Genomic DNA, 18,908 nt, shown 5'->3' with positions numbered 1-18,908 from the left:
TTCACCTGTCTAGATGTCGAGGGCGAGCGGACTTGCCGCGGTGTTCACGCAGCTCTGGATCGGCGTCCCCGGCTCGCCGTGCACCTCGCCGGTCCGCAGGTCGCGCACCCGGCCGTGCAGAAGCGGCAGCAGGCAGCCGAAGCAGACGCCGCGCCGACAGCCATATGGCATGGGGACACCCGCCTGTTCGCCGGTCACCAGCAAGGGGACAGTCGGGTCGGACTCCGCCTCGATGCCGCTCCGGGCGAACCGGACGTGGTCTGCGGGGGTGCTGGAGCCCGGTGGACAGGGTGGGGTGAGGCGGAAGCGCTCGGTGTGCAGCCGTGTGGTGAGACCGGCTGACGCCCAGTGCTCCTCGATCGCGGCCAGCAGACCGGGCGGACCACAGGCCCAGGTGTCGCGGGCGCGCCAGTCCGGGCAGAGCCCGATGATGTCGGCGGGAGTCAGCCGACGTGCCGGTGGGGCCTCTTCCGCGGCCCCGGCGCGGGAAGCCTGGGTTCGGGTGTGCCGCTCGCGGAAACGGAACCACGGCAACCGGGCTGCCATGTCCCGCAGTTCGGCGCGGAACAGACACTCCTGCGGGGTGGGAGCGGTGTGCAGGAGTACGACGTTCGGGCGGCCGGGCTGTCGGGGGTGGCGCCTGATCAGCGTACGCAGCATCCCCATGAGCGGCGTGATGCCGCTGCCCGCCGACACCATCAGCATCCGGTGTGGCGGCGGGTCGGGGAGTACGAAGTCGCCCTGGGCAGGTCCGAGTCGCAATACGGTGCCGGGCGGGATGTGGTGGACCAGGCGCGGGGAGACCCGGCCCCGCGGGTCCGCTTTGACCGTGATGGTCAGCGGCGTACCGGGCCTGCCGGGCGGGGAGGTCAGTGAATAGGTGCGCCAGTGTCGGACGCCGTCCAGTTCGACACCGACGGGCAGGTACTGCCCCGCCCGGTGCCCGGCCCACCCGCGCCCTGGCCTGATCACCAGTGTGGCGGCGTCGGGACCTTCCGGCCGCACGGCGACGATCCGGCCAGCCGGGTGGCGCGCCGACAGTAGTGGATCGACCAGGCCGAAGTAGTCGTCCGGTCCCAGCGGGGTGGTCAGCCAGACCGCGGCCGACAGGATCCGGTCGGTGAGCCGACCGGCGAAGAGCGAAGGCGCGAACGGAGGCATCTACGGAATTCCCTCTTCTCGTGCCATAGACGATGGCGCGCGAGCAGGCCAGAACGTCGCACCCACGCGCGTGCCTCTCTGGCGGTGGCCGAGCCCGAACTCGGCCACCGCCAGAGAAGCACAGGCGCCCGGCATCGAGGAAGAAATCCCGCCAGTGGGCCTGCCATCCCCGTGTCCTGCACCCGTCGGTGCCGCTGTCCTTCACAAAGGGCAAGTCGCACCTTGGCAGTTCGTGGTCGGCGCCTGCCGTGGCCTGCTGCGGGAACCCTCCGTTCTCACCGAAGCGCTGGTTCTCCCTGCGAAGGCAGGCCTCCCACATCGCTGCGAAGCCCGAGCACTGGCCGGTCCCCCTGCACAAGATGCCCGTGAACGGTTCTGCGGTGCAGGTGTCGGCCGGTCCGAACGAGGGCTGGCTACGACGTTGGAGCCTGGTGCTGTCCTGTGTCTCCGGACGCCGGAGCGTGCTGGTGACTCCGCCCGCATACCGTGCCTTGCTACGGCTCGGCTGATGACCGCGGTGTGACCACATCCGCTCCGTTCGTCCCCGTGTCCTAGAGCCCGCGTGCGACGTTTCCCGCCATCGAGCCACGCCTCACATCGGTAGCGGGACCGCGCGGACAGGTTCGGGGCGGCGCGCTTCGAACGCAGCGACAGGGGCACCCGGATGATCCAGGGACGCGCACCGCGCTCCACTGCTCCGGGGAGGGCACTGTGACGTGGTCACATGCACGTGGGCACGGCCGCGCCGCGGGAGTTCCGGGTCGGCGCACCGCCGACAAGGAGTCACTGACCCTCGCGGGCCGGGCGGGTTTCGTTGCACGGGGCGTCGTGTACGCACTCATCGGCGTGCTCGCCGTCCAGATCGCCTTCGGAGAAGGAGAGGAGTCGGCGGACCGGCAAGGAGCCTTGGGCCAGATTGCGGCGCAGCCTTTCGGGAGTGTGATGCTGTGGGCCCTGGCCGCGGGTTTCGGATGCATGACGGTCTGGCGGGGTGCAGGTGCCATATTGGCCAGGGGAGCTGAGCGGAAGGTCCCGGCGCGGTTGCTGAACGGTGGCCGGGCGGTCTTCTACGCGGCGGTCTGCTGGGCGACCGCGGCCTACGCTGCCGGGAGTGGCGGGGGTGGCAGCGGCAACGCTCAGCCGCAGGACTGGACGGCGGCGGCGCTCAAGCTGCCGTACGGCCGGGTGCTCGTGGCCCTGGCCGGTGCCGTCCTGATCGGTGTCGGCGTGGTGCTCGCCGTAAGGGCGGCCATGCGGCGCTTCCTGCGGAAGCTGGACAGCGGCGCGATGAGCCCCCGCACATGGCAGGCCATCACCGGCATGGGCATGGGCGGCGGCGTGGCGCGTGGCCTGGTGTTCGCCGCGGCGGGATGCTTCGTTCTGATCGCCGCCCTCACCTTCGATCCGCATCGGGCCAAGGGCCTGGACGCTACGCTGCGTAGCTTCACTCAGACTCCGGCGGGCCCGTGGCTCCTGGTGGCCGTCGCGGTCGGACTGGTGCTCTTCGGCGGCTTCTCGTTCGCTTCGGCCCGCTGGCGCCGTTTGTAGCAGCGGTTCCGCCTGGAGGGGCTCCGACCCGGAATTCCCACCGGTCCCGCGGCCGGCCTCCGCTTCGCCCGTTGCGTACTTCGCCTCAACGTCTGCCTGGAAGGCCAGACCTGCTGCTCGGCGCTGTCCCGTTCATCGTGCCCTCCGCGGACCGGGGGACTCGGCAGCTTCCCACCCCCGGGGCAGGAAGAGCGGTGGGCACCTGAGGAGGTGACGTCGCATGACGGGGTCGACCAGTGTGGCCCGGCAGGCGTCCGACAGGTCACTCGTCGCCGGTGGCGCGTACCGGATGGTCCGGATCAGTGCAACTGGCCTCGCCGCGCGGAAGGACGATCATCGTAGGCGGGGGTGTCGCGAGAATCGCCGGATGGCGGCACGCGAAGTTCCCGCGATTCACGCGCTGGGTGGTGGATTCGCCCGGAGCTTCGGTGCGAGGTGTGAGAAAGCCCCCGGGGGCGGGGCGGCACGGACCGTGGAATCGACGTCGATGCCGGCACGCGCCAGGGCGCCGTGGACCGGGCAGTGGTCGTCGAATACGGAATGAGCACTCCGGTGATCGCCGCCGAACTCCGTGACCATGTGAGCACGGCCACTGGAGAGAGGACCGGCCTGGAAGTTGTCGAGGTCGACATCGCGGTCAACGACGTCCACCTGCGTGAGGGGAGTATGGTGGAGCGCATCGAAGGACGGGCGCGGTGACCACTGTTCAGCCGCGCTGTCGCTGCTGGGGCGCGGAGGAGCGCTCCGTCCGCTTCCGCACCGTCGTGGGCCGTCCGCATCAGGCCGAGCTTTTGCTCTGCATGAGGTGCGCCGAGTGGCGGCGGCCGCCCTGCCTTCCGGCAGGCGGAAGCACCTCTGGGGCAAGTGACTCCTCCGGGCCCCGCGTACCGGTCAGCGTTTGAAGGCCTTCCTGGCTTTGGCGGCGGCTTGTTTCAAGTTGCCCATCGAGCGGTCCGATCGGCCTTCGCGTTGCGTCTGCCGGTTGCGGGCGGTCCGGCCGAGGGTCTCCTTGATCCTGCCTTTGGCTGTCTGGGCTTTGTTCCTGATGACTCGTCCCATGTCCATGGCGGTCCTTGTCTGTGGTGTGGTGGCTGTCGCTTCGGGGATCGTGGATGTGCGCGTTGCGGGAAAGTGGTCCGCGGACCCGTCCGGTGGCGAGATCATGCGCGCTCTTGTGGGCGGGGGCCGCTGGTGTGGGTGGTGCCCGACGCGCCGACGGGTGCGCCGCCGGCACCTAAGGGGGTGGCGCTGAGAGCGAGAAGGGCCACGTCGTCCGCCGGGCCGACGGGAAAGGTCGCCAGCAGGGCGGCGAGGTCGTCGATGACGGCGGCTGCGCGGGTCGCCGTACTGGTGGCCGCGTGGTGGGTGAGATGCGCGGCCAGGCTTTCCTCGTCGAAGCGGGCGCCGTGGGAGGTGCGCGAGGCGGTCAGGCCGTCGCTGCGGAGCAGGAGAGCTTCGCCCGGTGCCAGGCGCAACGTCCGGGAGACGACCGAGGCGCCGTCGAGTACACCGAGAAGCATGCCGCCGGACAACTGCATCGGTTCGGCACGGGGGCGCAGTCCCCGGCGGGCCGGGCGCAGGTGGTATGCGGGAGGGTGGCCGCCTCCGGTCAGGGTGATGGTGAATCCGCCGGCGGGGTCGGGGACCAGGGTGCCGAAGACCAGGGTGCACAGGCGGACGCCGGCGGTCGGGTCCGCCAGCAGAGCCTTGTTCAGTATCTCCAGCACGGTGCGCGGGTCGGATTCCAGCAGGGCCGTGGAGCGAAGGGTGTGGCGGATCATCGAGGTGAGCGCGGCCGCCGTCGCACCTCTGCCGCTCACGTCACCGAGGCAGAACGCCCACCGGCCGGCGCCCAGGGGAAAGATGTCGTAGAAGTCGCCGCCGATGTCGTGGACGGAGGCGGTCGTGTAGTGGCAGGCCGCCTGGAGACCCGGCACGTGGGGCAGGGCCGGCGGCAGCAGGGAACTCTGCAGGACCGCGGCGAATGCGGCGGTCCGGGCCCGGTCCTGCTCGGCCCGGTCGCGAGCCGCGCGTGCCACCTGCAGTAGTTCGCGTTGCCTGCGCAGCATGTGCAACGCGGACAGCCGCAGCTCCAGTTGGTCCATGACCAGCGTGGCCAGATCGGTCAGCGCGGCGGCCTGCTCGGGGGTGATCCGGCGGGGCCGGGTGTCCCGGACATCGACGGCACCGAGCCGGTGGCCGTCGGCGGTGGTGATCGGTGCCGCGGCGTAGAAGCGGATGCGGGCGGGGCCGGTCACCATCGGGTGTGCGCGGGTCAGGGCATCGTGACGGGTGTCGGGGATGACCAGGGGCGCGTCGGTCAGGATCGCCGAGCTGCTCAAACTCGCGTCCCGGTCGGTCTGGGTGGCGCCTTCCAGCCCATAGGCGGCCTTGAACCAGACCCGGTCGGTGTCCACGATGGTCACCGTCGCCATCGGGACGTCGAAGAGGCGTCCGGCCAGCGCCGCGATCCGGTCGAACGCCCCGTCCGGTGGGGTGCCCAGGATGTCGTAACGGCGGACCGCCGCGATACGTCGCGCTTCTCGTTCCCGGCCGTCCTCGGAGGCGAGTTCAGGCTTCCCGCTCTGTTTGTCGTCCGGCATGTGCCCACCTCGTCTCCGGTCGCCCAGGACGCTGCGTACGGGTGTCGTGCGCGAGGACGCGGTCGGCCGTGCCCGTAGCGCCGCCGGCCCGGAGAGCCTGCGAACCTGTCCGATGTCCTGCCACCCCACGCCGGAAAAGCACGGTGGGCGGCGTGGCCGGCCTGATCCGCCAAATTCGCGCTGAGCGAGGCGTGGACCGCTCCTCGCCTGGTCCGGGTCCGGTGCCCGTCACGGTGTGCCTGCCGGAAAGGGAGCGGGCCATGGTGAGGGCGTGCTTCCGCGGTGGCTCGCTGGAACGCCGCCCAGCAGCAGGGCAGAGTTGCCGTGCGAAAGGATGCGTCGCAGAGCGAGCGGCGGATGATGCAGTCGCAGGCTTCTGCCTGTCTGCGTGGCCTGCGCGGCAGCGTGCAGGAAGGCGTTGAGGCCGCTCACGTCGCAGAAGGTGACGGCGGTCAGGTCGATGTCGATGGTGCGTATGGAGCCGTACAGGCATTCCCGCAGGGACGCGCTGACCAACGGCGCCGTCGTCAGGTCGATCTCACCGGCCAGAGTGATCAGTGCACGGTCCCGCTTGTCGTGCCGGTAAACGTTCAGACCGGGCAGGGACATAACGCCTCCGGTTCCGGGCGTCCGGGCCGGGACGGGGCAGCGGCGGTGCGGGCCGTGGTCCCGGCAGGTGTGCGCTCAGCAGCAACGCGCCGTCGGGGTCTGGAACGTCGACGTCCTGATACGAGGGTAGCCCCGGGCCCAGCAAACCGGGAGGCGGAGGGGGCCGCTCAACATGCCGGGACGAGATTTCACGGGCGCGATGCCACCGTCTGCTCGGTCATCCAGGTCGCGGGGAAGCAGATGCCGTGGCCAGGGAGCAGGTGGCGGTGACGGCGTAAACAGGCGAGCTTGGCTCTGTCGGGAATTCCGAAGTGGCCGACGTCAACTGCCGAGGAGGCGCCAGGACATCGGCCGAGGGACGCTGTGCTGGTTCAGGAAGGTCTGGAAGGCAGTTGGCGGCCGCGGTGCCCTCGGTGGATGTCAGGCTGCTGAGGCGCTCGATGTCCACGGCGATGGCCGTGACACTTGCTGCGGATGGACCTTCGGCTGACCTCGGTAGTGCCGGTGGCGCACGCCGGATCCGCGGGCCAATTCGTTGATGGAGTCTTCACGTCTTCCCCCCCCGAAGCGGACCGCGTAGCGAACCCTCCAAGTGGACGTCTGCGGTTCGACGCGGACGTGGACTGTCCCCGCTGCCCCAGTGCCCGCGAGAGCACCCGGAGCGGGGTTTTCCCCGCGAGAACTCCGCGATCTGCCAAATCCCTTCCAGCTGACGATGTGCCCATGGCGGAGGTAACGCGCCGTGGTGTCGCAGGGGGAGACGATCGCCATGGAGGCGCACCGACGACCGCCGGCTTCAACGGCGCGCCGAGCGGCAGGGGTCGGCCGGGCGGGCGAGGCTGTGGCGGAACGCCCGAGAACGGTCCCGACCACGATGCCTGCAGCAACGTCTCCTCCGTCGGCTGGGCCGCTTGAGCTTCTACTGCAGCCAGGGTCGTCGGCTGCCGCTCCCGCGCTGCTTTTGCACCGGTGTCGGCATGTTCTTACCGGCCCGTCCTCTCTGTACGCTGCACGAAAGAACTTTCGCGTGGGCTAACTATATGTAGCTGTGCGTCTTCGCTTCGTTCCTCCACCGGGTGCCGGTCGACCTGCTGTGCGTGAAAGTCGCGGTCCAGGCGACAGCGGAGACAGATTGGGTAATGGTCTCCATGCTGATCGCCTTTCCTGCCGCGCTGCTGACCTTTCGCGGATCGATCGACGCCAACGGGGCCATGACCTGACGCAGCGATACCGCAGGTTCACCTCCTGTCCGCGTTCCTGTTGAAGCGGGCCCGCCCGTCAAGGGCCCCGGCCGGCAGTGGTTGTTGTGCTCGGTTCTGCCCGTGCGGCCGCTGCCCTACTGCCGTGCGTCCCGTGGGGCTGGCCCAGGCTAGGCGTGTTGGCCAGCAGATTCAGTCGATACGAAAGTGGCGGCCGGTGCTGCTTTTGTTCAGGAGATGGTGCCCACTGCGTGGGCGTCCGGGAAGCGGGCTGCTTCGCTCCTCGGACGCGCGCCACCACAAATGCTTTCGGATTGTACGTGTGGAGGGCGGTATCCGGGTCAGGAGACCTGTAGTGCTTCGGAACCGCAGGCACCCCGTTACGAGGGCCAGCCTGCCGGATTCCGGTCAGTGGCCACTTAATTGCATGCGAGCCGCCTACCAGCGTCTAAGGAGAGCCGGCGATGGCCACCACCATGATCGAGTGTGCCCGCGGGCGATACCGCGATCCGGATACCGCCGAAGACTTCCGTGTGTGCCCCGGCGTACCCAGGAACTGCGCAACAAGGTCCGCAAGGACGTACGGGAACTGGGCACCACCTTGGACGGCAGGTCGCCGACCGTGACGCAGGTCGCCGAACACGCCTGCCTGGCCGAGGAAGACGTCACGCAAGGGCTGGAGGCGCTGGAGAGCTACCGGTCGCTGTCGCTGGACGTGGCCCTGGACCGCAGGGCCGACAACGACGACTACACCCTCATGGACACCCTCGGCGGTGCCGACAGCCGCTTCGGGCTCATCGAGGACCGCGAAGCGGTCAAGCCCGCGCTGGCCATGCTGCCCGAACGGGAGCGCCGCATCCTGTACTGGCGGTTCTTCGAGGACATGACGCAAAGCGCGATCGCCGCAGAGCTGGATCTGTCCCAGATGCACGTCTCACGCCGGATCACCCGGGCGCTGGCCCGGGTGCGGGCCGAGGTGGAGCAGAACGCGGAGCAGGAGTACGGGGCTGCGGCGTGATCGGCGGATGCTTCGGTTTGGGCACGGGAGGTGCGGTTACCCGGCCTGTACCTTGGTCGGTAGGTGTCCGGCGGCCCGGTCAGGGCATGTGCGCCGGGGCCGGCCGGCAGGCTCCGGTGGGCGGTCGCCGCCGTTCAGACCTCGTGCGGTAGCGATATGGGCAGTCTGCGACAGTCCGCCTGCCTCCAGCTGTCCCGCTGACGTCGGGCTTCGGGCCCGGGCGGAGTCGCCCGGGCCCGAAGCGACATCCGGAGAAGGTGCCTGAGACGCGGTTGAGCGGTGCGGCACTCGTGCGGCGCAACTGGAAGTCGACGGCCTGCTTTCCCGTTGCTCCGGTGCTGCGCGACCAGCCGCACCTGGCGGCTCCGAAGCGAAGCAGCCAGTCGACACTCCGGTTGGTGCTTCACGGTGCGCCATGATCACCGGATTTCCCTTCACGGCCCAGGCTGTCTTCTGGAGCAAGCAACGAAGCGCCCCTTCCAGCTCGGCACGTGCCGTTGCGGTTCCTTCCCCCGAAGGCCACGGTCAGTAAGGCCACGGTCAGTGGTGCCGTAGCGGCGGTGCCGACTGCTCGGTGAAGAGCCCCCGCGCCCGGCCGTCGCTCCACGCGGTGCTCAGGCGCGGCCAGCAGCAGTCCACCGCCGACCGAGTGCAGGCGCATGGACTTGCGGACCAAAGTGGCCAGGGCATCAATACCCAGCAGCTCTCCACCGCCGACACATCGACAATCACCGTGAGTGCTGACGCGCGGCCCCGGGTGACGTAAGCAAGACAGCCGAATGTCTCGCAGGTGCCGGACTACTTCGCCCGTTGCGGTGGTGGGGAGGGTGGAGTGGTGGGGCGGCGGCGGTTCATGCGGATGCGGATGGTGGTGCCGTTGGTGTTGCTGCGTATGTCGGTGGCGTCGCTGAGCTGGCGGATGATCCACAGGCCGCGGCCGTCGAGGTGGGCGGTGGCGGGTGGCAGGTATCCGGCCAGGGCGGTGTTCAGGGTGCCGTGGGGGTCGGTGACTTCGCAGAGTATTTCGTCGGTGGTGGTCCAGATGCGGCAGTGGCCGCCGCCGGCGCCGTGGTGCACGGCGGTGGTGGCGGCCTGGTCGACGCAGATCAGCAGGCTGTCGATGCGGTCGGGGGCCAGGGCTGCGGTGCGGGCGAGGCGGGCGGTGAACTCGCGCAGCTGGGCGAGGTGCTGGGGGCCGTCGAAGCGGAACTGTTCGCAGTGGGCGGGCGGGCCGGGCAGCGGCACGCTGTCGCAGGCCGCGCTGAATTCTTCGGGGGCGATGTGGGCGGGGTTGGGCCGGTGGGCGGTTCCGGTGGTCAGGGCCGGGTGGGTGAGCTGGGCGGCGTGCAGGACGCCGTCGGGGAGGGTGCGGGTGTCGTAGGGGCACAGGTGCCAGGCGCCGGTGGAGGCCAGAGCGAGGGTGAGCAGGCACTCGTAGCGGATCCACTCGCGGGCCTGGTCGTCGCTCAGGCCGGCCCAGGGCGGCTCGCCCAGTACCCGGGAGGGCCCCTGGAAGGTGCGGGCCTGGTCGTGGAAGGCCAGTAGCGCCTGGGCGGGCGTGCGGTGCCAGTGGGCCGGGGCGAAGGAGACCTGCTCGGCCTGCGGTCCCAGATGCTGTTTGAGCAGGGCGGTGTTGTACCGGCTGGTGGCGATGAAGACCGGCTCCCCTGCGGCCAGCCCGTCGCGGGTGAAGGGCAGGGCGGCGGCCAGAAACTGCTCGTCGCCGCCGTAGAGCAGCAGGTGGTGCGCGTGGGGTGTGCCGCCGGGCCGGGAGGGTGGCTGCGGGTCACTCATCGCTGGCCTCCTCCAGGAGGGGCAGGCGCAGTTCGGGCCGGTCCCAGCCGCAGGCCAGCAGCATCTGACCGACGACGGGGGCGCGGGTGTGCAGGACCAGGCGCCGGCCGGCCCCCAGCAGTTCGGCGTAGGAGACCAGGGCGTGCAGGGCGGCGAAGTTCAAGAACGTCACCTCGCGCAGGTCCACGGTGACATCGGCGGGTGCTCCGTTGAGGGCGAGCAGCTGGCCCATCAGCGCGGTCTGGTTGGTCAGGTCGATCTGGCCGGACAGCCGCAGGCCCGGCGGGTCATCGGTGTGCCAGATGCGCAGCAGCGCATCGGCGTAAGTGGGGAGGCGCACGCTGGACCACTTCCCTGCGCACCCGGAACCGGGCTCCGGGACGCTGCACACAGCGGCGGCTGATCGCGGCCGTCCGGGGGCCGGGGCCGGTACACGATGAAGTGGGGAGCCGGCCGTCGGGGGCCGGAGGAGTGCCCGCTGGCGGCATGGCCTGACCTCCCTCGCCGAGGCCGCCGGATGCCCCGTCCGTACGGTGATCGCGCCGGTGGAGGTGTCCGCGGATGCCCGTCGAGCGTACGCCGGTCCGACGGCGCAAAGCGGACTTCGGCCGTTCGGACTTCCTTGCGGCTGGGACAGGGCAGACGCGGGGCGCACCTGCCCGGCGTCCGTGTGGCGTTGCCGCGCCGGGTGTCTCACCTGATCGCCTTGAGGCGGATCGTCTCACCGCGCCGAGGCGGAGGTCCGTCGTGCTCAGGGCGCCGGGCTGTCAGGAGTCTGTCTCGGGTGGGTCGGGCAGGTGCAGGTTTTCGTGGACGATGGCGTGGGCGAGGCTGGTCAGGTCGGTGTCGGTGGAGTGGGCGTAGGCGCGCAGCAGGGCCAGGGCCTGCCCGGTGGTGAGGGCGTGGCGGTAGCTGATCACGCCGGTGGCCTGGTGGACGACGGCTTCGACGGGCAGGAGCCAGGCGTCGGCAAGGTCGTCCTCGGCAGGTACGGGGGCGCTCAGGAGCAGGAGTTCCGCGGCGTCGGCATGCAGCTGGGCGGTGTGCAGCTCTGCTGCGGAAAGCGGGCCGGGCCGGTCTCGGTAGAGGGTGAGCACGAGTCCGGCCTGCTGGGCGGGGGCGGGGCCGCTGAGGACGGGCAGGGCGAAGGCGGCGCGGATATGGTGCGCCTGGGCCTGCTGGGCGTAGACGGGCCACTGGCGGATGGTGCGGGGGTCGGCGAGGTCGTCCGCGAGGACCGGGCTGCCCTGGTTCAGGGCCTGGACGCAGGGGCCTTCGCCGAGGTTGATCTGCAGGGTCTCGCCCTGAGCTGCCAGAGGGCCGGCGGCGCACAGGGAGGCCCGTTGGGCCAGGGCGGCGTCGGCCGCCAGCGTCAGGCCCACGCAGTAGGCGTCGTCCAGGGCGGTGCGGCAGGCTTCGCCGAGGTGCCGGGCCGGGTGGGGCCGGCCCACGTGGCGGGAGGCCAGGGCGACGGCTTCCGCCCGGGGCCTGGTCACCGCGGGCCCGGCGCACAGGTGGGCGGGCGTGCGATGGGGTGGGCACGCATGGGTGCGTTCCGATCTCCGGCATTCACCGCCGATGCTGCCCTGACCGGAAGCCAATGTCAGAAATAGTCGACGGGCGCGTCACCTTCGGGCAGCTACCTTCACCCTACGCCCCGCACCGGCGACCCACCGTGCTTACGGGCGGCCGGGTCCGTCTTTCTTTCCCTGCGGCTGGTGGTTCCGGACCGGCGTGGGATGTGTTCGCGGGAAACTCGAAGTAGGTCCGGATCTTTCCCTAGACTGTCCGCTGGTGGAGTGCGTCCCTGCGCCGCGGGGCGGCTGCCGGATGGGCGTGCTGGAGGTGGGACGGGTGGGTGCCGACCGTGACGTGACTGCTGTGCTGAGGCACCTGGCTCCCTCCGGCGCCGGTACGGGGCTGGTCGGTGTCGATCCGCAGGTGTGCGCCCAGGCGCTGGACGTGGACGGCGTCGCCGTCTCCGTGCTGGCCGGCAACGGTCTGAGCGAGGTGCTGTGGTGCTCCGAAGGCGCCAGTGCGCGGCTGGAGGAGTTGCAGTTCACGCTGGGCCAGGGCCCCGGCCCGGAGGTGGGGGTGTGCTGTGCGCCGGTTGTGGTGCCGGACCTGGCGCGGGTCCCGGCCGGGCGGTGGCCCGCACTGCTGCCCGAAGCCGCGGCGCTGGGCATCGGCGCACTCTTCTGCTTCCCGCTGCACATCGGTTCCGCGTGCCTGGGGACCTTGACGCTGCAGCGCACCGCGCCGGGCCCGCTGGCGGACACCACGATGACCGATGCGTGGCTGGTGGCCAACGCCCTGACCGCCCTCCTGGTCAAAGGCGGTCCGCAGCTGGACGCCTTCGCCGCCGCAGAAGAGGGGGCGGAGTTCTACCGGGCCGTCGTCCACCAGGCCAGCGGCATGGTCAGCGTGCAGGCCGGTGTGCCCGTGGCGCAGGCGCTGCTGCGCCTGCGCGCCCACGCCTTCCGCCACGGGCGCCCGGTGACCGAGGTCGCCGAGGACGTGGTGGCCCGCCGCTTGAGCTTTCGAGATGATGGAAACGGGCCGGCCACCGCTGCCGGTGAAGGGACTGAAGGGCCATGACACGTGAGGAACACCTGCTGGCGGCCATGGTCGAGGCCGTCGACACCCTCGTCGACGACTTCGACCTGATCGACTTCCTGCACCAGCTCTGCGACCGCTGCAACCAGCTCCTGGACGTGACGGCCGTGGGCGTCATGCTCGCCGACCCCGACGGCAGGCTCCAGGTGATCGCCGCCTCGGACGAGCACACCCGGCTGCTGGAGCTGTTCGCCCTGCAGACCGACCAGGGCCCCTGCGTGGAATGCCACCGCAGCGGCACCCCCCGTCTGAACGTCGACCTCACTTCCCCCGTGCAGACCGCCGCGTTTCCGCGCTTCGCCGCCCGCGCCCGCCAGGCCGGCTTCACCACCACCCACGCCCTGCCCATGCGCCTGCGCCAGCAGTCCGTAGGCGCCATGAACCTCTTCGACGCCCGCGCACAGGACCTCAGCGCCACCGACGCCCGGGTGGCGCAGGCCCTCGCGGATGTGGCGACCATCGCCATCCTCCAGCAGCGCACCATCATGTACGGCAACGTCGAGCGGGCCCAGCTGCGGGCCGCCCTGTCCAGCCGCATCGTCATCGAGCAGGCCAAGGGCGTCCTCGCCGAACGCTGGAACACCGACCTCGACACCGCCTTCGACGCCCTCCGCCGCCACGCCCGCGCCCACCAGCTCCCTCTGACCAGGATGTGCCAGCAGGTCATCGACGGCGCCCTCGACACCACCGCCATCCAGCGCCCCTGATCCATACCCGGCCCTACTTCCACTCCGCCCCGGACCCCGGCGGAAGGACGTGTCCCTCCCGCCACCCCTCCAGCGCACACCCGCAGCAGGGACACCCATGGACCATGATCATCACGTCGCGGCGTGGCAGCGCCTCGGCGCCGCCGTCTTCACCGACGGCTTCACCCTCACCACCGCCTGCCGGGCCTGCGCCGACGACCTGGACGCCGACTTCGCCGGCACCACCCTGATCACCGCCGGAGAGCTGCGCCTGCTGGCCGGCGCCACCGACGAACGCGCCCGCCTGGTCGAAGACGCCCAGCTCGTCACCGGCGAAGGCCCGTGCATCGACGCCTACACCCACCGCGAACCCGTCGACATCACCGACCTGCAGCACGCACACACCCGATGGCCCGCCTACGCCCCCATCGCCTGCGAACAAGGCGCCCGCAGCGTCCTGGCCCTGCCCCTGACCGTCGGCAGCCTGACCATCGGCGCCCTGGACCTCTACCGCTGCACCCCCGCCCCCTTCACCCCTGAACAACAAGCCCGAGCCGGCGCCTACGCCCGCATCATCGCCCTCCTCGCCCTCGACGAACACCCCCACCTGCTCACCACCGCAAACCGCCCGCCCCAGCGCGGCCCCCAGGGCTACCCGCCCACCGTCCACATCGCCGCCGGAATCCTCGCCGCCAAGTACGGCCTCACCCCCGACGACGCCCTCGCCCGCCTCCGCGCCCACTCCTTCCGCCGCAGCCAGCCCCTCCTCCACACCGCCCAGCACGTCCTGGACCACCAAAGCCTCGACTAGCACACGCACCAGCCTCCCGGCACCCCAGTGGTCTGGCATATGGAAGCCGGCAGCCCTGTCGTTCGGAGCGGACAACACCCAGATGCCCGCGTACTCGTCTGAGTGGCTCCGGCAAGATTTTCGTAGGCAGGGGTAGCCCCGGCGGCGCAGCCCTTCTGGTGCAGCGTCGTCAGAAGTGCGCGATCAGGACGAAGTGTTGCCGTAGCAGGGACGTTGGCGCGGCTGGCCGACACCGCGTCGCCGAGTTGCTGTCGCAGCCGTGCCGCTGCCCGGCCCCACAGCTCCTCCAGCGCGACCACGGCGTGGTTCAGCTCAAGGGAAGAGGCGTGCCCAGTACCGCGGGTGCGACCAGAGGGGACAGGCGTACCTCTACGCACTCGATGTTCTCGCCCCGCACGCGAACAGGGACGTGCCCGAACCCGGCGACGAGGTCGCTCCGTTACTGCCGGGCGGCGGCGGTGTCCACGACGAGCGGGCAGGCACCGAACTCCAGCACCACGGTGACGGCCGGATGCGGCATCACCCGCATACCGACCGTTTCTTCGCCGCAGACGCGGAATCCGGCCATGCTGATGCCCGCCAACCGGCTGGGCTCCGGCAGCCTTGCAAGGTCTCACCCGGCGACAGCCCCACGCTCGTGCCTGACGGATCGCATCTCCGCACGGTGTGACGGGACCGGTCTGAACATTTGTCCAAGACGCTGCCGCGCACCGACGGTGACAGTGAATTCATGACCGACACCGTCCTTCAAAACGCCTTCATGGCCCTCGCCGGCAACGACCCTGAACAGATCTGTGCGGTCCTCACCGAAGACGCCCAAGGGCTGTCGCAGCCCGGGAACGATACCGCCGTCGGGCTCAAGCTGTCCCCTCACATGGTGGGTAGGGCGGCGTTCGCGGGCTTCTTCGCCAAGCACTTCCCCCGGTAGTTCGCGCGTGACCGGCCGTGACGTCACCCTCCACCACCTCCACTCCGACGGCGAACGAGGAATCGTGGAGGCGACCGTGACGGCGACGCTCGCCAACGGCAACCACTGCGCCAACGACTACTGCTTCGGCCTCGAACTCCGGAACGGACTGATCCACCGAGTCCGCGAGTACGCGGGCACAGCGCGCGGGCACCGCATGGTCTTCGGCGACCTTCCGCAGCAGTGATCCCCGACCCGGCCGCGTACCGGATGGCGTCCGGCGAACAGACAAAGCGGATCGGCGAACCCACCTCGTCAGCGCTGGACAGGACCAACAGGCCGCCCGCAAACTCGCGGTCGGCTGCCCGGCCGCGAAACTGGAGTCCACTCCGGGCCGGTGACGACAGCCACCGACTCGTCTTCCCTCACTCGCACCCGGCTGCGATCCAGCCGGGCCGTCTCGCCGGACGTCCAGCAGCACTTTCCCTTGCGCCCGGCGCTGGTCGAGTTCAAGCAGAGCCTGCGATGCCTGCTCAAGCGGGAAGCGCCGCCCGAGTACGGGCTGGAGCTCGCCGGCCTGCAGGAGAGGCAGAAGCGCAGCCCACTGCTCCTGCAAATTGGAAGGCTGCCTCGCCCAGAACGCGCCCCAACCGACTCCTGAGACATTGAGGTTGTTGCGCATAAGATCGTCGACATTGATCTGGGCAACGTTGCCGCCCGTCGAGCCGATGATCAGCAGGCGGCCCTCGCGCGCGAGACTGCGCAGCGAGCCGTGGACCCGGTCGGCCCCGGCCGGGTCCACGACGATGTCGACGCCGGGATGGCCGGTCAGCTCCCGCACAGCGTCCTCGAAGCCGCCAGCCAAACGACCTCGTCGGCGCCGACAGCCCTCGCCGCAGTAAGTTTGCCCGGTTCGGACACGACCGCGATCACCCTGGCATCCAGCGCGGCGGCCAACTGCACAGCAGCGGTGCCGACCCCGCCAGCTGTACCGTGCATCAAAACCGATTCACCCGGTTTCAGGTGCGCCCGGCGCACCAGGGCGAAGTGCATGGTCAGATAGTTCATGGGCAGGGCCGCGCCCGCACGGAAGGACACGTTGTCGGGAAGCGGGAAGACCGCCGCCGTCGGCGGGACGGCCACCGTCGCGGCGTACCCGCCGATTCCGGGGAAGGCCGCGACCCGCTGCCAGGCCCTCAGGCCGCTGTCCGAGGGCGCGGACCGGACGGTCCCGGCGACCTCCGTGCCCGGGATGAAGGGCAGAACCCGCTGCAGGTGGTACTCACCGTGGCTCTGCGCAACCTCCGGAAATGTCACGCCGGCGACATGCACATCGATGACGACCGACTCGGCACCGGCCGTCGGTTCATCGACTTCGACGGCCTCTACGAAGGCGGGGCCCTTGAGGCAGATGATGTAGATGGCGTGCATGGGGCTTCTGGGGCGGGACAACAGGATGGAAGAGCAGAGTTACTTTTCATGCCCCAGTACTCTTTTAGAACCGCGACCATCGTGGGCACCGACCGCATCCCGATCAATAAGGCACTTTCCGGTGTCCCGGTTCCCTGGAGGTAACGATCACCCCGACGAGCAGCCGGGCGCAGCAGGACGCGGGCCAGGCCCGCGTCGTCCTCGGCACGGTCGGGGACAAGTGGTCGCTCCTGGTGGTCTGCCGCCTCGACCAGGGGCCGCGCCGTTTCATCGAACTCAAGCGCGCTGTCGACAGGATCAGCCAGCGCATGCTCACCGTGACCCTGCGGAGTCTGGAACGGGACGGCATCCTGACCCGCACCGTCCACCACGTCATGCCTGCCGCCTCACCTCACCTACGAACTCACCTCGACGGGCAGAACGCTCTGCGAAGCCGCCGTGCCCTTCCTGCAGTGGACCACCGAGCACCTGGCGCGCATCGACGCCGCCCGTGCGGCCTACGACGCCCGCGCCGATCCCTCCACCTCCGTCAGGATCACGCCTGATCTTGGACGTCTCAGCGCCGGATGGCCTTCGTCCCGCCCGACAGCATTCCGGGGGCCTGTCCTGGCCAGCCCGGGCAGGCCCCCGGGAACTGGCATGTGCTGACGCTAAGCCTCCGGGCCGTTGGACAGCTGCGCGAGGATGGCACGGGCGAGAGCAGGCAGAGGGCACCCGGTGGCGAAGGCGCGGGCGCGCAGGCGGGCCAGGGCTTCGTGGACAGGGATCTCCAGGACGCTGGCGACGGCGCCGACTGCACGGTAGGTGGAGGTCCAGTGCTCGTCGATCAGCGCGGCCGAGTGCCAGGGCAGCTTGGAGGTGGCGCCCAGGTGGGGCAGGCACCGGTCGGCGACGGCTTCGGCTGCCGCGGCGGTCACGTGCGCTGCCTCAACGAGCTGGACCGGGGCGAGGAACAGGGGGCCATAGCGCAGGCAGGTGGCGGTTCCGAGCACATGCCGGTCGACCGTGAGGGGGAAGGCGTACAGGGCGCCGAGGGGGCCGAGTTCTTCGCGCAGCCGGGGCCCGAAGAAGGGGTACGGCGTCGGGTTCTTCGCCAGGTTCGGATACAGCACAGGGCGGCCGGTAGCGGCGGCCTCGATGCCGGGGCCCTCCCAGGTCTCGTACTGCACCTCCTCCACCCGCAAGATGGCCGCCTCGGAGACCGCGAGGACCTGACAGCAGGTCTGCCCGGTGAACAGGCACAAGGAGACCTCGTCCCCCGGCAGGCCACGGCCGACCGCGGCGCACAGCTGCTGCGGGACAGCGGCCTCGTCCCGCCCGCGCGCGGCCTCACGGATGTATCTCACCGCCTTCTGGCCCGGCACGTCATCACCCTGCCCTGGTCGAGGAGTGCCCCCGTGCCGAGTCCCCCGTTGCGCCAAGCTCAACGCGCCCTCGCCGGTCGAAGACGTCTTCGACCGCTCACCCGGTCCGATCGGGGCATGGTCCGCTGCTCGGCCTCGACCTCCTGGACGGCCTGTCCCCTGCCGCGGCCCGGCACTCAACAGTGCAGCGATCTCGCGCTGCTGATGGGCGACGCTGTGAAGTCGGCGTCCTCCGGTACCGCAGGAGCGGCAGCGCCAAGTGCCAGGTCAAGCCGGGCTTCGGCTCCGTCACCCATCCGAGCGGGATGCAGGCTGGCGTCGTGGAGCTCGGTGAGCTTCATCCAGGTGGTGTCTACTGACCGAGCGGGAGCGGGGTGTGGGCGTCCCACTCGTACATGTGCCGGTCGCGGTTGAGGCGGACCAGGTCGACGTGGTCGATGTGCGTGGTGGCCGGGGATGCATCCACGGTGTCGAGAGCGGCCTGGACGGGGCCGGCGGGGCCGGTGGTGTTGCTGTAGGCGATGGAGATGTGTGGGGTGAAGCCGTCGGGTTCGTCGACGGTGCCGCGGACGGTGCGGATGGCGTCGCGTAGCGCGGTGCGTACGGCGGCCGGCGGGGCGGTGGGGGTGGCTTCCCAGCGGATGGCCTCGGGGGTGGTCTCGGGGCGGTGCAGGGTGAGGTCGAACGGAGGCAGTGCGGCGAGCCGGGTGGCGGCCGCGGCGAGGACGGCCCGGACCTCGTCGTCGGGGACGGTGTCGGCGAAGCCGAGTCCCTGGGTGGTCAGGTGCAGCCAGCGGTCGGGTACGAGGTCGAGCCCGGCGACGTCGGCGAGCGCCGTGCGGTAGGCGGCTGCCAGGCGGTGGACCTCGGGAGCGTTCTGGAAGGTGAAGTGGAAGGTCAGGAAGCGGGTGCCGGGCTGCCAGCCGGGGCGCCACCACCAGTGGTCGGCCATCGGCGGGCGCGCGTCGGTGTGTCGGGTCATGGGGCGCATCTCATCAGTCGCCGAGGGAGCCTGGCGAGAGGGCAAGGCGTCGTGGGGCGGAGTCGAGGTACCCGGCTTCGACCGCGCTCTGCGGAATGCTGGCGGTCCGGCCGGAGGCGACCGGGGAGCGTGCGACGTCGGTGGCGAACTCCTGCAGCCGGGTAGTAACCGGGGCAGGC

The 18,908-nt window shown here is 70.5% G+C and carries 20 protein-coding genes and 3 pseudogenes; 11 read left to right on the top strand and 12 right to left on the bottom strand.

What is annotated here, in order from left to right; translation table 11 throughout:
- Window positions 1-9 precede the first annotated feature (9 nt).
- On the bottom strand, window positions 10-1,161 hold the full coding sequence (locus tag CP984_RS02755; protein ID WP_003979350.1) for a ferredoxin reductase: 1,152 nt from the start codon (window positions 1,159-1,161) through the stop codon (window positions 10-12).
- 711 nt (window positions 1,162-1,872) lie between these two features.
- Between CP984_RS02755 and CP984_RS42755 the strand changes: the two are divergent.
- The 3 genes and pseudogenes from CP984_RS42755 to CP984_RS41850 all read left to right on the top strand — a co-directional run.
- Window positions 1,873-2,154: pseudogene (locus CP984_RS42755) on the top strand (DUF1206 domain-containing protein); the annotation flags it as partial.
- A gap of 12 nt (window positions 2,155-2,166) precedes the next feature.
- Window positions 2,167-2,709: a DUF1206 domain-containing protein gene (locus CP984_RS42750; protein WP_306464343.1), complete on the top strand. Its 543-nt coding sequence runs from the start codon at window positions 2,167-2,169 to the stop codon at window positions 2,707-2,709.
- A gap of 510 nt (window positions 2,710-3,219) precedes the next feature.
- Window positions 3,220-3,408 carry an Asp23/Gls24 family envelope stress response protein gene (locus tag CP984_RS41850; protein WP_050505928.1) on the top strand — a complete coding sequence of 63 codons (189 nt, stop codon included), beginning with the start codon at window positions 3,220-3,222 and terminating at the stop codon, window positions 3,406-3,408.
- A 192-nt stretch (window positions 3,409-3,600) separates the two neighbouring features.
- On the opposite strand, the gene CP984_RS02740 is transcribed toward CP984_RS41850, so the two are convergent.
- The 3 genes from CP984_RS02740 to CP984_RS02730 form a co-directional block, all read right to left on the bottom strand.
- The gene (locus CP984_RS02740) at window positions 3,601-3,768 is read right to left on the bottom strand and encodes a CsbD family protein (RefSeq protein ID WP_226048596.1); all 168 of its coding nucleotides are present in this window, start codon (window positions 3,766-3,768) and stop codon (window positions 3,601-3,603) included.
- A gap of 101 nt (window positions 3,769-3,869) precedes the next feature.
- Window positions 3,870-5,312 (bottom strand): PP2C family protein-serine/threonine phosphatase, encoded by a 1,443-nt coding sequence (locus CP984_RS02735; RefSeq protein WP_063726408.1) that lies wholly within the window; start codon window positions 5,310-5,312, stop codon window positions 3,870-3,872.
- 228 nt (window positions 5,313-5,540) lie between these two features.
- Window positions 5,541-5,921, bottom strand: coding sequence for an STAS domain-containing protein (locus tag CP984_RS02730; protein WP_003979347.1), 381 nt, complete (start codon window positions 5,919-5,921; stop codon window positions 5,541-5,543).
- 1,076 nt (window positions 5,922-6,997) lie between these two features.
- On the opposite strand from CP984_RS02730, the gene CP984_RS41060 reads away from it, so the two are divergent.
- Together CP984_RS41060 and CP984_RS02725 are read left to right on the top strand one after the other, a co-directional pair.
- Window positions 6,998-7,141 (top strand): hypothetical protein, encoded by a 144-nt coding sequence (locus tag CP984_RS41060; protein WP_156100270.1) that lies wholly within the window; start codon window positions 6,998-7,000, stop codon window positions 7,139-7,141.
- Between the two features lie 514 nt (window positions 7,142-7,655).
- Window positions 7,656-8,138, top strand: a complete 483-nt coding sequence (locus CP984_RS02725; RefSeq protein ID WP_003979346.1) for a sigma-70 family RNA polymerase sigma factor — start codon at window positions 7,656-7,658, stop codon at window positions 8,136-8,138.
- 798 nt (window positions 8,139-8,936) lie between these two features.
- Here CP984_RS02725 and CP984_RS02720 read toward each other — a convergent pair.
- The 3 genes from CP984_RS02720 to CP984_RS02710 form a co-directional block, all read right to left on the bottom strand.
- Complete coding sequence (locus CP984_RS02720) at window positions 8,937-9,932, bottom strand: sensor histidine kinase (protein WP_003979345.1); 996 nt, start codon at window positions 9,930-9,932, stop codon at window positions 8,937-8,939.
- A complete protein-coding gene (locus tag CP984_RS02715; protein WP_003979344.1) occupies window positions 9,925-10,272 on the bottom strand; it encodes an STAS domain-containing protein in 348 nt (115 codons plus the stop codon). The genes CP984_RS02720 and CP984_RS02715 overlap by 8 nt, the downstream gene beginning before the upstream one ends.
- Window positions 10,273-10,699: 427 nt before the next feature.
- Window positions 10,700-11,428 carry a GAF and ANTAR domain-containing protein gene (locus tag CP984_RS02710; protein ID WP_003979343.1) on the bottom strand — a complete coding sequence of 243 codons (729 nt, stop codon included), beginning with the start codon at window positions 11,426-11,428 and terminating at the stop codon, window positions 10,700-10,702.
- 358 nt (window positions 11,429-11,786) lie between these two features.
- On the opposite strand from CP984_RS02710, the gene CP984_RS02705 reads away from it, so the two are divergent.
- The 3 genes from CP984_RS02705 to CP984_RS02695 all read left to right on the top strand — a co-directional run bounded on the left by CP984_RS02705 (window position 11,787) and on the right by CP984_RS02695 (window position 14,045).
- Complete coding sequence (locus tag CP984_RS02705) at window positions 11,787-12,530, top strand: GAF and ANTAR domain-containing protein (RefSeq protein ID WP_226048595.1); 744 nt, start codon at window positions 11,787-11,789, stop codon at window positions 12,528-12,530.
- On the top strand, window positions 12,527-13,255 hold the full coding sequence (locus CP984_RS02700) for a GAF and ANTAR domain-containing protein (protein WP_003979341.1): 729 nt from the start codon (window positions 12,527-12,529) through the stop codon (window positions 13,253-13,255). The genes CP984_RS02705 and CP984_RS02700 overlap by 4 nt, the downstream gene beginning before the upstream one ends.
- Window positions 13,256-13,352: 97 nt before the next feature.
- Window positions 13,353-14,045, top strand: coding sequence for a GAF and ANTAR domain-containing protein (locus CP984_RS02695; RefSeq protein ID WP_003979340.1), 693 nt, complete (start codon window positions 13,353-13,355; stop codon window positions 14,043-14,045).
- Window positions 14,046-14,484: 439 nt separating this feature from the next.
- Here CP984_RS02695 and CP984_RS41055 read toward each other — a convergent pair whose 3' ends face one another.
- A complete protein-coding gene (locus CP984_RS41055; protein ID WP_003979339.1) occupies window positions 14,485-14,628 on the bottom strand; it encodes a hypothetical protein in 144 nt (47 codons plus the stop codon).
- A gap of 147 nt (window positions 14,629-14,775) precedes the next feature.
- Here CP984_RS41055 and CP984_RS41845 point away from each other — a divergent pair, with 147 nt between their 5' ends.
- Together CP984_RS41845 and CP984_RS41840 are read left to right on the top strand one after the other, a co-directional pair.
- On the top strand, window positions 14,776-14,973 hold the full coding sequence (locus CP984_RS41845) for a hypothetical protein (protein ID WP_197049334.1): 198 nt from the start codon (window positions 14,776-14,778) through the stop codon (window positions 14,971-14,973).
- Window positions 14,974-14,980: 7 nt separating this feature from the next.
- On the top strand, window positions 14,981-15,199 hold the full coding sequence (locus CP984_RS41840) for a nuclear transport factor 2 family protein (protein WP_197049335.1): 219 nt from the start codon (window positions 14,981-14,983) through the stop codon (window positions 15,197-15,199).
- Between the two features lie 285 nt (window positions 15,200-15,484).
- Here the strand turns inward: CP984_RS41840 and CP984_RS42915 are convergent.
- Window positions 15,485-15,754, bottom strand: a pseudogene (locus tag CP984_RS42915) (zinc-binding dehydrogenase); the annotation flags it as partial.
- Window positions 15,755-15,780: 26 nt separating this feature from the next.
- Entirely contained in the window at window positions 15,781-16,383 is a 603-nt protein-coding gene (locus CP984_RS42560; protein WP_063726410.1) for an alcohol dehydrogenase catalytic domain-containing protein, read from the bottom strand.
- Between the two features lie 134 nt (window positions 16,384-16,517).
- Between CP984_RS42560 and CP984_RS02680 the strand changes: the two are divergent.
- Window positions 16,518-16,902, top strand: a pseudogene (locus CP984_RS02680) (winged helix-turn-helix transcriptional regulator); the annotation flags it as partial.
- Between the two features lie 131 nt (window positions 16,903-17,033).
- Here the strand turns inward: CP984_RS02680 and CP984_RS02675 are convergent.
- Window positions 17,034-17,729, bottom strand: coding sequence for a GAF and ANTAR domain-containing protein (locus CP984_RS02675; RefSeq protein WP_100246456.1), 696 nt, complete (start codon window positions 17,727-17,729; stop codon window positions 17,034-17,036).
- Window positions 17,730-18,099: 370 nt separating this feature from the next.
- Window positions 18,100-18,729, bottom strand: coding sequence for a 2'-5' RNA ligase family protein (locus CP984_RS02670; protein ID WP_003979336.1), 630 nt, complete (start codon window positions 18,727-18,729; stop codon window positions 18,100-18,102).
- Window positions 18,730-18,908: the final 179 nt, after the last annotated feature.

This window comes from Streptomyces rimosus (genome assembly GCF_008704655.1).
Classification (GTDB): domain Bacteria; phylum Actinomycetota; class Actinomycetes; order Streptomycetales; family Streptomycetaceae; genus Streptomyces; species Streptomyces rimosus.
The sequence above is the reverse complement of the archived record's forward strand: the minus strand, read 5'-3'. Positions and strand labels throughout refer to the sequence as shown.

Coding starts and splice junctions, on each gene's coding strand:
- CP984_RS02700 (WP_003979341.1), top strand. CDS start 12,527: ATGACACGTGAGGAACACCTGCTGGCGGCCATGGTCGAGGCCGTCGAC.
- CP984_RS02720 (WP_003979345.1), bottom strand. CDS start 9,932: ATGAGTGACCCGCAGCCACCCTCCCGGCCCGGCGGCACACCCCACGCG.
- CP984_RS02730 (WP_003979347.1), bottom strand. CDS start 5,921: ATGTCCCTGCCCGGTCTGAACGTTTACCGGCACGACAAGCGGGACCGT.
- CP984_RS02740 (WP_226048596.1), bottom strand. CDS start 3,768: ATGGGACGAGTCATCAGGAACAAAGCCCAGACAGCCAAAGGCAGGATC.
- CP984_RS02670 (WP_003979336.1), bottom strand. CDS start 18,729: ATGACCCGACACACCGACGCGCGCCCGCCGATGGCCGACCACTGGTGG.
- CP984_RS02695 (WP_003979340.1), top strand. CDS start 13,353: ATGGACCATGATCATCACGTCGCGGCGTGGCAGCGCCTCGGCGCCGCC.
- CP984_RS02735 (WP_063726408.1), bottom strand. CDS start 5,312: ATGCCGGACGACAAACAGAGCGGGAAGCCTGAACTCGCCTCCGAGGAC.
- CP984_RS02755 (WP_003979350.1), bottom strand. CDS start 1,161: ATGCCTCCGTTCGCGCCTTCGCTCTTCGCCGGTCGGCTCACCGACCGG.
- CP984_RS42560 (WP_063726410.1), bottom strand. CDS start 16,383: ATGCACGCCATCTACATCATCTGCCTCAAGGGCCCCGCCTTCGTAGAG.
- CP984_RS41845 (WP_197049334.1), top strand. CDS start 14,776: ATGACCGACACCGTCCTTCAAAACGCCTTCATGGCCCTCGCCGGCAAC.